Genomic DNA, 13,524 nt, shown 5'->3' on the forward strand with positions numbered 1-13,524 from the left:
GAAAATCTATAAAAATACACGTATGAAAACAATAGTAAATTTAATAATGGTGTGCGTATTAAGCACAATGGTTTTTGCACAGGAAAAACCCGTCAAAATCGTATTTGATGTTACAAGTAGTAATACCAGTGTGCATGAATCCGCAATGCGGCATGTAAAAATGATGGCAAAGGCATACCCTGATTCAAAATTCGAGATGGTCATGTATAGCGGTGCCTACGGAATGGTCGTAAAGGGTGAATCAACAGTTTCCGATGAAATGGAAGCACTTGCCGAAAATGAAAATGTAGACTTTGTGGTTTGTCAGGCCTCCTTGAATCGACATAAAATCGATGCTTCCCAACTCGTTGCCGGAGTTAGGGCAGTTCCTGATGGAATATTGGAAATCATTCAAAAACAGGGACAAGGCTGGGGCTATATTAAGGAAGGACAATAATCAACTATTTACCCGGCTATATAGGGTTTGGGTCAGATTCACCAAAGTTAGAACCAAGGAATATTGAATAGTATAAAATGGAAACCATAGAGATTTTTGGTTATTTAGGGGCCTTGTTGGTCGGGCTTGTTTTGGGTCTTATGGGAAGTGGGGGTTCATTGATCGCAATCCCCATTTTCACCTACTTATTCCATATCAGTCCGATAACAACAACGGCATATTCGCTCTTCGTAGTGGGTACTTCCTCTACAATTGGGGCACTAAGAAATTGGGAGAAAGGATTGGTTGATTTTAAAATAGCCTTTGTATTTGCTATCCCAGCGTTTATCGCTGTTTACGTTGTCCGTAAATATATACTTCCGATAATCCCGATGGAGATAGTCACAATATACGATATCGCGGTTACGAAGGATATGGCGATTATGGTGTTTTTGGCACTAATCATGCTGCTTTGTTCTCTTTCAATGATACGAACAAAGAAGTCGCTGCTTGAACACAAACAACTAAATCGTTACAATTACCCTTTAATAGTATTACAAGGTATCCTTATCGGCTTATTTACCGGTTTTGTTGGCATTGGAGGTGGTTTTTTGATCATTCCCACATTGGTCTTATTGGTAAAACTACCCATGAAGAAAGCAGTGGCAACTTCATTGTTCATTATCGCATTAAAATCATTGATCGGCTTTTTGGGTGATTTGGGGAATTTGGAAATAAATTGGGACTTTCTCTTAAGGTTTACAGCAATCTCGACCTTAGGTATTTTCCTGGGTATTTACTTTTCTTCCTTTATTAAGGGTGAAAAGCTTAAAACCTATTTTGGGTGGTTGTTATTGATTTTATCCATCGGTATTTTTTACAAGGAAGTTTTTACTTAAAGACCTATTGTACAAATGTTGGATGTCAAAATTAAAACAGTAAAGAAATGATTCGGCCAGAAGATTTAACAGAAGAACAAGATTTGTATGTTATTGAAAGAGAGATTCCGAGAGCAGGTAATCTGACTTAGGAACAATTAAAAGGTATTTCACAAACATCATGTAGGGTATTAAGAATTATGGAACCACAGATTCAGTGGGTACATGGCTATATAACCGCGGACAAGGTTTATTGTGTTTATAATGCACCTAACAGGGAAATGGTTCGTCAGAATACCATTCGACCTAAAGGAAATACTGCTACAGCATTGAAACCATCTTTTTGCCCGCCTCAAATTCCCTGACCAACTCAGCAATGATTTCAGCAGCAGGTTTTATATCATGGATTAATGCAGAAACCTGACCTATTTCAAGTTCGCCATCTTCCATATCACCTTCGAACATACCTTTTTTAGCACGGGCCCTTCCCAAAAGTTCTTTCAACCCTTCTTTAGTTGCCCCATCTTCATATGCTTTGACAACATCATGATAAAATTTATTCTTGATCAATCGTACCGGTGTCAATTCCTTAAGGGTGAGCTGGGTATCCCCTTCTCCTGCCTCAACTACTTTTTGTTTGAACAAATCATGGGACGAAGCTTCTTTACTGGCCACAAAACGACTTCCTATCTGCACACCTTCAGCTCCCAACACCATGCTAGCCAACATCGCTTTACCCGTAGCTATCCCGCCTGCGGCTATTAATGGAATATCGATTTTTTCCTTTACCGCCGGAATCAGTACAAGTGTGGTAGTTTCATCCCTACCATTATGTCCTCCGGCTTCAAAACCTTCAGCTACAATAGCATCTACCCCGGCCTCTTGTGCCTTTAATGCAAATTTGACACTGCTCACAACATGTACCACGGTTATGCCATGGTCCTTTAAATGTCCTGTCCATATCTTTGGGTTTCCTGCAGCGGTAAAAACAATCTTGACCCCCATCTCAATGATGAGTGCCATAAGCTTATCAATATCGGGATACAACATGGGAATATTTACTCCAAACGGACGATCGGTAGCTGCTTGGCATTTTTGAATATGCTCACGCAAAACATCGGGGTACATACTACCAGCTCCGATAAGGCCCAAGCCACCCGCATTGGAAACGGCTGAAGCCAATCGCCATCCACTGGCCCAAACCATTCCGGCCTGAATAATCGGATACTCTATCCCAAAAAGTTCGGTAATTCTATTTTTCATGCTAATACAGTAAATTATAACTCTTAAAATAAACTAGATAGGATATTTTCATTTAAGAAATAACACCTGAGCCTAATAATTCATCATCATTGTACCAAGCTACAAATTGCCCTTCGGTGATGGCGGATTGTTTTTCTTCAAAATCAACATAAAGTCCATCCGCGACCTTATACAAAATGGCCTTTTGCAAGGGTTGGCGATATCTTATTCTCGCCATTACATTCATGGACTCCCCTTCTTTCATGGTTAAATCAGTGCGTATCCAATGTAACTCATCGTTTGAAACGAATAAGGTTTTACGGTACAATCCCGGATGAGATTTTCCCTGACCGGTATAAATGACATTTTCATTGACATCGGTCTCAATGACATATAAAGGTTCTTTGGTGCCTCCTACATCCAAACCTTTTCGTTGGCCTTTAGTAAAATAATGTGCTCCTTGATGTTGGCCTACAGTCTTTCCATCTTCAATGGAATAAACGGGCTTTTTTGAAAAATAAAGGAGTTCTTCTTCCTTGGTATCGAAATCAGGTATCTTTTCATTATATACCCCAAGGCCTTCAGGTACTTCAACAATTACACCTTTTTTAGGTCTTAACTTTTGCTGGAGGAAATCGGGCAAGCGAACTTTACCAATAAAACAAAGTCCTTGGGAATCTTTCTTATCCGCTGTGATCAAATCATTTTCTGCAGCAATTTTACGTACTTCAGGTTTTATGATTTCACCTATAGGAAAAAGTGTTTTTGATAATTGTTCTTGGGATAGTTGGCATAAAAAATAGGATTGATCCTTATTACCATCCTTACCGGATAATAGACGAAACGTTTCTTCTCCCTTTTCGTTAATAAATGAATCTTTTCGACAATAGTGCCCGGTTGCCACATAATCGGCCCCCAATTTCATTGCTATTTTCATGAAAACGTCGAATTTGATTTCACGGTTACATAGAACATCGGGATTAGGCGTCCTTCCTTTTTCGTATTCATCGAACATATAATCTACAATACGTTCCTTGTATTCAACACTTAAATCAACTGTTTGAAAAGGAATGCCCAACTTTTCGGCAACTATCAATGCATCATTACTATCCTCTAACCATGGACATTCTTCTGAAATGGTAACGGAATCATCATGCCAATTTTTCATAAACAGGCCAATAACCTCATACCCTTGTTCTTTTAAAAGATAGGCAGCTACACTTGAATCCACTCCTCCAGAAAGTCCTATTACAACCTTTTCCATAACATTAAAAAAAGAGTACAAAAATACGAAATTAGGTCTTTCACTCCCAAAATCATGTAATAAGACAGCCTCTTCTAAAAATTATTTTGTTAAACTTTTTACAATTTTAGTTAAACAAAACGCAACCTTTTGTATTATTGTTCATCTTTTATTCAAATAACTTAAACAATTTTAATCGTAACCTTTAAAATCTTCTAGAGATGAAATCAAAAACAAAATTTTTAAACAGCTTTATCTTGTTGCTTATGGCAACGTTCGTACTTTCCTGCTCCGATGACGATGACAATGGTCCGGATCAAATGGAAGCCGATCCCGACATGATAGAATTGAACATCGTTGAAACAGCCCAAGCCACCGCGAGTGTTAGTAGCCTCGTTGCCGCATTGGCCAAAGCGGACGAAAGTGCCTCCAATAACCTAATCACCACATTAAGTGATGAAACAACAAGTTTTACCGTTTTGGCACCTACCAATGATGCTTTCTCGGATTTATTATCCAAATTGGATGGTTTTGATTCCCTGGACGATTTCAATACTGAACAATTGCAGAATCTGTTGGCGACCATATTAACTTACCACGTGGTTGGTGGAGCTTCGGTAACTTCAGGAGATCTTACCGAAGGACAAGTGGTTACCACGGTTCAAGGAGAAGAACTTACTGTAAGTTTGACCGGAGGTGTATATTTTATGGATGCAGCCGGTGAATCAGCCCAAGTTTCCTTGGCCGATGTTGAAACAAATAATGGTGTAATCCACCTTATAGATAAGGTTCTTATTCCTCAGGCAGCTCTTGACGCTTTGGCCGATGTCTTATTGGTTTCCATCACCGATCTGGCGATTGGCACACCAACTTTAAGTAATTTAGTTGCTGCCTTACAAGCTGCGGATGGGGATTTACCTACCGTATTGGCCGGAGAAGGTCCGTTTACGGTTTTTGCTCCTACCGATGATGCCTTTGCAACTTTCTTGTCCGATAACGGATTCGCAAGTTTAGATGACGTTCCAGTAGACGTACTGACCCAAGTATTATTGAATCATGTAGTAAGTGGCGCAAATTTTTCAACTGATTTAACTGCAGGATATATTTCTACCTTTTCCACTGCAGGGGTAGGAGGCAATAATCTGAGTATGTTGGTAGACCTAAGCAGCGGTGTGACCCTTAATGGCGTTTCGTCGGTCTCAGCTGCCGATGTTAAAGCCTTGAACGGAGTGGTACATATCGTAGATGCGGTTATTGGTCTTCCGAATATCGTGGACCATGCGGTAGCCAATTCCGATTTAAGCGAATTAGTAGGTGCCTTGACCGCTGATGGCAATACTACCTTTACAACCTTGCTATCCGATACAGAAACCGATTTTACCGTTTTTGCTCCCGTCAACGCTGCTTTTTCAGCCTGGATGAATCCAGATGCGAATGATTTGAACGCCATATTATCCAACCATGTTATCGCAGGAGCAGCCGCTTTCTCCAGTGGGTTAACCAATTCTTATGTAACCACGGCTGCAATGAATGCGGATGGAGACAACCTAAGCATGTATATCAATACGGATGATGGCGTTACGATTAATGGCACTAGCAATGTTGCAGCTGCCGATATTGTGGCCACCAACGGTGTAATACATGCCGTGGATGCAGTAATTGACCTACCTACCGTAGTTACGTTTGCCGTTGCCGATCCTAATTTCTCTACCTTAGTGAGTGCTTTGACAGAATTGACCCCTGCAACTGATTTTGCTGGTATCTTATCTAGATCTGAAGGAGGAAACACAGACGGTATAGACCCCGATTTTACGGTATTCGCACCAACAAATGAGGCTTTTGCCGCATTGGCCGCCATTCCAGAGGAAGATGTATTGACACAAGTTTTATTACATCACGTAGTTGCCGGTGCCAATGTTCGCTCTACCGATTTAACTCCGGATGGAAACACTATGACCACAACATTGGAAGGTGACAGTATGACGATTACCCTACCAGGTACAGGAGAGAATATCGCTGATGTAACCGATGGTGCCGGAAACATGGGTATCGGAATAATTGCAGTAGATGTACAGGCCAAAAACGGCGTAATACATGTATTGAACCAAGTAATGATTCCTGATACTACTAATTAAACATTCTTAGATAAGTAAAAGCTACTAAATGTGGCTTTTACTTATTTAATAACAAAAATCTGTCAATTTAGGGGTTAGAACGAATAATTCTGTATTCAACGATTATAATGAAGATAAAAGTGATGAATTCAAAATGATAACCTCCCCCTACAGATTTTAACCCTTTTAGGCCATTAGTCAGGTATTTAGGTTTGTGATTGATTATTGGTTATTTAAAACTTCCTCGTTTCAAGTTTGAAAAATGCTCAAACTTGGACTTGGGAGTTTTTTATTTAATGTTTACCTCGTTAATGGACATACAAATTACCAAACATCATTACAAGATCCTTTAACATACAAAACTCGGCCCTTTACAACTAATAATTTCCCAGACTGTTAATATGTCACATATTTGTAATCCCAAATCTTACCAAACTAAACCATGGTAATGCCAAAAGCCCCGACTCAATGTCAGGGCTTTTATTCTTATAATTATTTTGGATTTACCCCTTATCTGCATTTAGTAACAGAGAGCAAATTTCAGAAATCTATCTTTTACCTGTTTTCTTTTGTTCTTCGGCCTGCTCCATCATTTCACGCATCTTACGCTGAAATTTATTTTCCTTTTTGGGCTTCTGTTTATTCTCTTGGATCTGGGCATGGATCTTATCATCATCCAATATAAAGTTTTTGATGACCAACATAATACCGATGGTAATCAAGTTCGAAACAAAATAGTACAAACTCAAACCACTGGCATAGTTATTAAAGAAGAACAACATCATAAACGGCATTAGGTACATGATGAATTTCATATTGGGCATACCAGGTTGTTGTGGCATATTTTGCCCTGTGGTCATCATCATATAAAAGAAAATAGCTACGGATGCCAAAATGGGGAATAAACTTATATGGTCCCCATAAAAAGGAATAGAGAAACCTTCCGGAAATTGATAAATAGTATCGAATGAAGAAAGGTCATCTGCCCATAAGAATGATTTTTGACGCAAAGCAAATGACGTTGGGAAGAACATGAACAACGCATAGAATATGGGCATTTGCAAGAATGCCGGCACACAACCACTCATAGGACTCACCCCGGCCTTGTTATAAAGCTTCATGGTTTCCTGTTGTTTTTTCATGGCATTATCCTTGTACTTTTCACCGAGTTCAGTAATCTCAGGTTTAAGCACCTTCATTTTAGCCTGGGATAAATAAGATTTATACGTTACAGGAGACATGGCCAAACGAACCAATATGGTCATTATAACAATGGCTATCCCATAAGGTAAATAAGAACTTAAGAAAGTGTAGAATGGAGTGAAGACATATCTATTGATCCATCCGAAAATACCCCACCCAAAAGGAATGGAATCCTCAAGACCCAGTTCCTCATAATGTTTTAACACATCTACATCGGTAGGGCCATAGTACCAATGCATGTTTTGGGAAAGTTCTCCCCCGTTCATCTCTAAGGGTACCTTGGAATCATAAACTTTGGTGTAACCGAAGGTTCTGCTTTCTTCCTCGACCAAGTTCTGAGATGACAATTCGGCTTTTTTAAAATGTTCCTCAGTAGCTAGGATAGAGCTGAAGAAATGTTGACGGTATGATAACCATTTCACATCCTCTTCTGTTTCTTCATCATCCTTCCCTTCGGAGAGCTTACTTATTTTTCCGTCTTCATGATTGTACGTCAGCCTAGTATATCGGTTTTCATATTGAATACTTTTGGAATGTCGGATTCCTTTCAATTTCCATTCCAATTGAACAGGCTTACTACTGTTGATAACCCCATTCAAACCTTGTGAGCGTATAGTAAAATCAACCAAATAATCATTCGGTTTCATTTCATATCGATACTCCAAAAATTTATCGGCTGCGACCTTAGCTTTCATGGAGAGCACCTGATTGTCCCCATTTTTACTCATGGTCGGTTCAAAATACAGGTCTCTAGTATTGAGTACACGATTATCAGATGTAGTAAAATTCAAACCAAAAGAAGCATTCCCATCCTTGACCAAATAAACCGGAACAGAATCAAATGTTACGAAATTTCGCATTTTGGCCTCTACAATCTCTCCACCTTTATTATCTATCTTCAGGGTAACCAGTTCATTCTCCAGCGTAGTAATCCCGTCATTAGGCGTTGTATAACCAAAAGCCCCGATAGCACCTTTATAATTGGCAATAGCGGTAGAGTCTTGAAGGTCTATAGCTATAGGAGCTTCCTCTTCGGACAATAGCGGTGTTTCTTCTTTTTCAGCTTGGGCCTCTACTTGTTCCTGTTTTGCTTTTTGGGCTTCAAGTTCTTCGGGAGTTGGTCTGTTTTGGTAAAACATGAAAATAAGTATCCCAAAAATCAGTACAAAACCTATTATAGAATTAATATCTAACTTCTTTTCTTCCATTTAATTTATTATCAAAATTATAATCCATAAATAAGGTCATCACGTTTTAAAAAAAGTTGAAACCCCTATATACTACAGATTTAATCAGTCAGCAAATATATGCCCAAAAGCGCAGATTATGCCATACTGGCATTACTTTGTTCTTTTTTGTGAATTAATGCAGCCTTAACCAACCCTACAAACAAAGGGTGCGGATTTGCCACTGTACTTTTGTATTCCGGGTGGTATTGAACACCTATAAACCAAGGATGATCGCCTAATTCCACAATTTCTACCAACCCGGTATCCTTGTTTATACCCGAAGTTTTAAGTCCGGCTTTTTCCAGCTGTTCCTTATATTTATTATTGAACTCGTAACGATGGCGATGACGTTCGGAAATATCAGTGGCCCCTTGATATACTTCCTGCACCAAGGTTCCCTCTTTTAAATGACAGTCCCAAGCACCCAATCGCATGGTCCCCCCTTTATTGGTAATTGTTTTCTGCTCTTCCATTAAACTGATAACGGGATCGGGCGTACTACCATCCATTTCAGTAGAACTGGCTTTTTCAAGTCCCAGAACATTGCGGGCAAACTCTATAACGGCCATTTGCATACCCAAACAGATTCCCAAGAACGGAATTTTATTTTCCCGGGCGTAACGAACGGCTTCTATCTTGCCCTCTACACCTCGCTCGCCAAATCCTGGGGCAACCAAGATACCATCAAGGCCGCCTAATGTTTTCACGATGGTTTTTTGGGTAATATGCTCTGAATGGATAAAACGTACATTGACCCGAACTTCGTTTACAGCCCCCGCATGGATAAAAGATTCTAAAATTGATTTATAGGAATCCTGTAATTCAACATACTTACCTACCAAACCAATGGTGACTTCATGTTTAGGGTTTTTATGTCGATGCAAGAACTCATCCCACTGTTTTAAATCTGGGGTTGTTGAATCTGACAAGGCCAGTTTTTTCAAGGTCACGGTATCCAAACCTTCTTCCTGCATTAGTTTTGGCACGTCATATATAGTGGAAGCATCTATGGATTGAATTACAGCTTCGCGCCTAACATTACAGAACAACGCCAGTTTATTCTTTATTTCGTCGGATATCTCATGCTCGGTTCTACAAACTAGAATATCTGCCTTAATTCCACTTTCCATCAATGTTTTGACCGAATGCTGGGTTGGCTTGGTCTTTAATTCTCCTGCAGCTGAGAGATAAGGCACCAACGTTAAATGGATAACTATGGCATTATTGTCGCCCAGTTCCCATAATAACTGACGTACGGCTTCGATATAGGGCAATGACTCAATATCACCAACAGTACCTCCTATCTCTGTAATTACAATATCATATTCCCCACTTTTACCGAGTATTTGGACCCGTTCTTTAATTTCATTGGTAATATGGGGTACCACCTGGACCGTTTTTCCCAAGAACTCTCCCCGCCTTTCTTTTTCTATAACGCTTTGATAGATTCTACCTGTTGTCACATTATTGGCCTGGGATGTCTTAACATTAAGAAAACGCTCATAATGCCCAAGATCCAAATCGGTCTCGGCACCATCATCGGTTACATAACATTCCCCATGTTCATATGGGTTCAAGGTTCCTGGATCAACATTGATATAAGGATCTAATTTCTGGATGGTCGTTTTGTAACCCCGTGCTTGAAGTAATTTTGCCAAGGAAGCGGCAATAATCCCTTTTCCTAAAGAAGAAGAAACCCCACCGGTTACAAAAATATATTTGGTTTGTGACATGAAGCGTTCGATTGTGTTCGTAACGCAGGCAAAAATACAAATTGCATTAAGAAATCGCAGGTATTACTTAGGAAATTCTTTTTGAATTTTACGTATAAGAGGTTCTAAACCATTGATTTTAATTTCTAACATGGATTGCAGTAAGGTTCCCAGCTTTCCTTCAGGAAAACCTTTTTGTTTAAACCACACCAAATAAGGCTCCGGCAAATCTACCAAATAGCGATTCTTGAATTTACCTATGGGCATCCTATAATGGGCAAGCTCTATAAGTTTCTCGTAATCGGGTCTAACCTCCATAATACAAATTATACTAAAAGAATTTGGCAAAAGATGCCACTATTGCTACACAAGCTCAATGGCGTAAAGCATCCTTAATTTTATTGTTCCAAAGCGATTGTTGTACGCTATCCCTGGAGAAATTGGTTTGCTGATCATAAAGGTCTTGGTAAACCTCGAGTTCCTCAAGTATTTCCCGATAAATCAATTTCACCTCTTCTTTTACATTTTCGGTAAAACTGCTCTTTGCCAAACGATCTCTCATCTTCTGTGCATACAATTCGGAAATATCAAAATGTAATTGTTCATGACCTAAGATGAAGGTATCACATAAATGGGACTGGTACCATGATTTGTTGGGATAAAAATAGGTTGTGACCTTAAAATCGACCTTTAATTCCCCATTTTTATACAGAGTTGAGAAGCGATATGTAATACCACTGGCCGTAACGGCCGCTGCCCGATCACTTTCTGGCACCCTACCCTTAAAATCGGCCCAAGTCAACTTGCGATCCGCACTCCATTCAATGGTCTCATACTCTTGTGAATGACCCATGAAAATGCCGACAAAGCATATCAAAATGTATTTTACAAAACCCAATTGAAGGTAATAACTTTTTCTATATCTGGATGTAGGCTATACAAAACGGGACAGGTTCTTGCCGTATTCTCTAAAATTTTACGATGCTTATCCGTAATATCGGTCGGTAGTTTTAAATCAACTTCGATTTTAGAGATCCTACGGGGGTCAGCGGCCATATGTTTGGTAACCTGAGCGGTGGTATCAACCATATTTATTTCCAAGTCCCTTGCCTTTATTCCCATCATGGTCATCATACAACTGGCCAAACCCGTCGCGACGGTATCGGTTGGGGAAAAAGCTTCCCCCAAGCCATTGTTATCTATAGGAGCATCGGTAATAAAGGTGTCCCCAGAACGTACATGCTCGCATGTTGTTCGTAAATTTCCCGTATAGATAACTTTTGAAGTCATAATCAATTTTTTGCCTCTACCACTCTAAGACTATCAATTGTCATGATATAGGACGCCTGATTAAAGTACCCCGAATGTAAGTCCTTCTCATATGAAAATTTATTCCCGGTATATTCGGTTTCACCTATGATCTTAGAAACATCCATCAAATTGTTCTTATATGCCAATTTTAAAAGCAAGTCATATGTTAGATCGAAACCACGAACCGCATAACGATCGGGCACATCACCAAAACGTTTCGAATATGCCTTAACAAAGGCACTATTAGCCACTTCTCGATAAACTGAAGGATAAGTAAAGTTAAGATTCGACAAATGACTTCCGGAAATGATCTCATTATCGAATGCCTTGTTCTTATCGGTAGTGAACATACGTACCTTTATCTTTTCCTTACTTGACTCCGCATTTAACAAAGAAGCCTCAAAAGCATTTAAAATGGAGACAACACTCGCTATCAATTTAAAATTCCCTGTTTCAACAAAAACCCAATTCTCAACTTTTTCTGACAACATCGTTCCCAACTTATCCCTATTGATCCCAATGTTCTTTTTCTCCTCTTTCACCTCAAGAACCTTAGCAGTAGGGAATTTTTGTAAAATCATGGCTTTGGCCGCCTGGCTTTTTTCATCAGCAATGATTATTATATTCTCATCGGTAATCTTTTCTTCTACGAATTCTAACATTTTGGTTCGTAAAACCTCATCGGAAGTATACGAAAAATAAACATTGCCCAAACTTAGGTCACTCTGTGCCGGGATAGGGGCAATAACCGGAACGTCATATTGGGAAGCCCTTACCGCTACCTCTTTCAACGAAGGAAGATCTAATGGACCTACAATTGCGCTTACATCAGCTAAATTTTCCTTTAAAAGTATTTCTTTGGTCTTTGCCAGATCCAATTGATTGTCAAAGGTCTTAACATCTACGGACACTCCCAATTTTGAAATGGAATCAATTGCCATTAAAGCTCCGGAGTAAAGTCCTAGGCTATATTTTAGGCTATTCCTGTTCTCTATGGTTTCCATAACATCTTCCTTGTCTTTTAGATCCAGACGGTCCAATCTAAAAGGCAACAAAAACATTATTTTTGGATGGTTCATGGGATTTATACTATCCAATAGATCTATTTTATCCAACACCAAGGAATTACGCACTTCAAAATTTCCTTTCTGGTCTTTAGGTAATTTCAATACCATTCCTGCCTTTAGCCCATCTTTTAAGTCAGGGTTCAATTCTAAAAGCTCTTTATAGGTAACACCGAATTTACGGGTTAATGAAAATTCGGTCTGCTTTGGTTTTACCTCATAAAAATTGAAGTTATCGGTATTCACCTCTCCTGGATCGGCCTTTTTCTCTGGAATACGAATGACCATTCCTTCTTTTAATCCACCACGTTCCGCTATTTCTGGATTCAACCTTACGATTTCATCCGATTTTACATTGAATTGTTTTTCCAACCGGTAAAAATTCATTTTCGGCGGAACGGTATAGGAAAGGTACAATTGCGTTTCTTGACCCTTAATGGTACTTCCCGGCAATTTCGGCATCTTAATCTCTTGACCTTCTGCCAAATAGTCCGTAGTCTTTGAAAGACCAGGATTCAAAACCAACATGCTATCTATGGTAATACCATATTTATGGGCGATACTCCATCGGGTTTCCTTTGGGGCAACGGTATACATTTCAAAGTCTTCCTCATTAATAGCTGCAACATCTTCAGATTTAACCCTTTTATACTTAGGGATTTTAAGTCTCATTCCCTTTTTCAACTGGGAAGAATACAATTCCGAATTATATCTTTTTATGTCGTCCTCGGTTATATGATATCGCTGTGAGATACCATATAGGGTTTCCCTTTTCCGAACTTTATGTTCAGTAAAACCAATAGGTTCTTCCTGTTCCGGCTTCTCATTTACAACAACGGGAACTGATTGTTTTTCTTTGGCCTGTTCGGTAACCTCAGAAACTTTTGCCCCAATAGGAATCACCAAAATAGTATTCTCCTTTATGGCTTTACCCTGTTGAATCTCCTTATTGTATGAAAGGATCGTGCTAGGAGCAACTTTATATTGCTTGGAAATGCTTTCCAACGTTTCTCCTTTTTTAACTGCGTGGGTGGTAAATTTTTGGGCCATTGCAGTACTTCCTATAAAAATAAAAAGAAGCAATACAATACTATTCTTGAAAAACTGATTCAT

At 39.3% G+C, this 13,524-nt stretch carries 11 protein-coding genes and 1 pseudogene; 4 read left to right on the forward strand and 8 right to left on the reverse strand.

All coding sequences use genetic code 11. The features are described 5' to 3' along the window. Positions 1-22 precede the first annotated feature (22 nt). From GJ691_RS15460 to GJ691_RS19915, 3 genes and pseudogenes are all read left to right on the forward strand, one after another. The gene (locus tag GJ691_RS15460; RefSeq protein WP_154368464.1) at positions 23-436 is read left to right on the forward strand and encodes a DsrE family protein; all 414 of its coding nucleotides are present in this window, start codon (positions 23-25) and stop codon (positions 434-436) included. Positions 437-513: 77 nt separating this feature from the next. After that, positions 514-1,314: a sulfite exporter TauE/SafE family protein gene (locus tag GJ691_RS15465; RefSeq protein WP_154368466.1), complete on the forward strand. Its 801-nt coding sequence runs from the start codon at positions 514-516 to the stop codon at positions 1,312-1,314. A gap of 143 nt (positions 1,315-1,457) precedes the next feature. Then, positions 1,458-1,658, forward strand: a pseudogene (locus tag GJ691_RS19915) (nickel-binding protein); the annotation flags it as partial. Here GJ691_RS19915 and GJ691_RS15475 read toward each other — a convergent pair. Together GJ691_RS15475 and mnmA are read right to left on the reverse strand one after the other, a co-directional pair. Beyond that, positions 1,615-2,556, reverse strand: a complete 942-nt coding sequence (locus tag GJ691_RS15475) for an NAD(P)H-dependent flavin oxidoreductase (protein WP_154368468.1) — start codon at positions 2,554-2,556, stop codon at positions 1,615-1,617. The pseudogene GJ691_RS19915 and the gene GJ691_RS15475 overlap by 44 nt on opposite strands. Before the next feature lie 52 nt (positions 2,557-2,608). After that, complete coding sequence (mnmA, locus tag GJ691_RS15480; RefSeq protein ID WP_154368470.1) at positions 2,609-3,799, reverse strand: tRNA 2-thiouridine(34) synthase MnmA; 1,191 nt, start codon at positions 3,797-3,799, stop codon at positions 2,609-2,611. 200 nt (positions 3,800-3,999) lie between these two features. Between mnmA and GJ691_RS15485 the strand changes: the two genes are divergently transcribed. Then, positions 4,000-5,913, forward strand: a complete 1,914-nt coding sequence (locus tag GJ691_RS15485) for a fasciclin domain-containing protein (RefSeq protein ID WP_154368472.1) — start codon at positions 4,000-4,002, stop codon at positions 5,911-5,913. 527 nt (positions 5,914-6,440) lie between these two features. On the opposite strand, the gene yidC is transcribed toward GJ691_RS15485, so the two are convergent. From yidC to GJ691_RS15515, 6 genes are all read right to left on the reverse strand, one after another. Then, entirely contained in the window at positions 6,441-8,303 is a 1,863-nt protein-coding gene (yidC, locus tag GJ691_RS15490; protein ID WP_154368474.1) for a membrane protein insertase YidC, read from the reverse strand. 116 nt (positions 8,304-8,419) lie between these two features. Continuing rightward, on the reverse strand, positions 8,420-10,057 hold the full coding sequence (pyrG, locus tag GJ691_RS15495; protein ID WP_154368476.1) for a CTP synthase: 1,638 nt from the start codon (positions 10,055-10,057) through the stop codon (positions 8,420-8,422). 63 nt (positions 10,058-10,120) lie between these two features. Next, positions 10,121-10,354 carry a DUF3820 family protein gene (locus tag GJ691_RS15500; RefSeq protein WP_154368478.1) on the reverse strand — a complete coding sequence of 78 codons (234 nt, stop codon included), beginning with the start codon at positions 10,352-10,354 and terminating at the stop codon, positions 10,121-10,123. A 55-nt stretch (positions 10,355-10,409) separates the two neighbouring features. Next, entirely contained in the window at positions 10,410-10,889 is a 480-nt protein-coding gene (locus GJ691_RS15505) for a DUF922 domain-containing protein (RefSeq protein WP_154368480.1), read from the reverse strand. A 32-nt stretch (positions 10,890-10,921) separates the two neighbouring features. Continuing rightward, complete coding sequence (locus GJ691_RS15510) at positions 10,922-11,326, reverse strand: OsmC family protein (protein ID WP_154368482.1); 405 nt, start codon at positions 11,324-11,326, stop codon at positions 10,922-10,924. A 2-nt stretch (positions 11,327-11,328) separates the two neighbouring features. After that, positions 11,329-13,524, reverse strand: a complete 2,196-nt coding sequence (locus GJ691_RS15515) for a LysM peptidoglycan-binding domain-containing protein (protein WP_246200200.1) — start codon at positions 13,522-13,524, stop codon at positions 11,329-11,331.

Origin of the sequence: Maribacter luteus (genome assembly GCF_009674825.1) — a bacterium.
Taxonomy (GTDB): Bacteria; Bacteroidota; Bacteroidia; order Flavobacteriales; family Flavobacteriaceae; genus Maribacter_A; species Maribacter_A luteus.

Bases quoted from the DNA above. Each gene is read 5' to 3' on its own strand.
- yidC (WP_154368474.1), bottom strand. From the start codon at position 8,303: ATGGAAGAAAAGAAGTTAGATATTAATTCTATAATAGGTTTTGTACTG.
- GJ691_RS15515 (WP_246200200.1), bottom strand. From the start codon at position 13,524: ATGAATCAGTTTTTCAAGAATAGTATTGTATTGCTTCTTTTTATTTTT.
- GJ691_RS15465 (WP_154368466.1), top strand. From the start codon at position 514: ATGGAAACCATAGAGATTTTTGGTTATTTAGGGGCCTTGTTGGTCGGG.
- pyrG (WP_154368476.1), bottom strand. From the start codon at position 10,057: ATGTCACAAACCAAATATATTTTTGTAACCGGTGGGGTTTCTTCTTCT.
- GJ691_RS15485 (WP_154368472.1), top strand. From the start codon at position 4,000: ATGAAATCAAAAACAAAATTTTTAAACAGCTTTATCTTGTTGCTTATG.
- GJ691_RS15510 (WP_154368482.1), bottom strand. From the start codon at position 11,326: ATGACTTCAAAAGTTATCTATACGGGAAATTTACGAACAACATGCGAG.
- GJ691_RS15475 (WP_154368468.1), bottom strand. From the start codon at position 2,556: ATGAAAAATAGAATTACCGAACTTTTTGGGATAGAGTATCCGATTATT.
- GJ691_RS15505 (WP_154368480.1), bottom strand. From the start codon at position 10,889: ATGGGTCATTCACAAGAGTATGAGACCATTGAATGGAGTGCGGATCGC.
- GJ691_RS15460 (WP_154368464.1), top strand. From the start codon at position 23: ATGAAAACAATAGTAAATTTAATAATGGTGTGCGTATTAAGCACAATG.
- GJ691_RS15500 (WP_154368478.1), bottom strand. From the start codon at position 10,354: ATGGAGGTTAGACCCGATTACGAGAAACTTATAGAGCTTGCCCATTAT.
- mnmA (WP_154368470.1), bottom strand. From the start codon at position 3,799: ATGGAAAAGGTTGTAATAGGACTTTCTGGAGGAGTGGATTCAAGTGTA.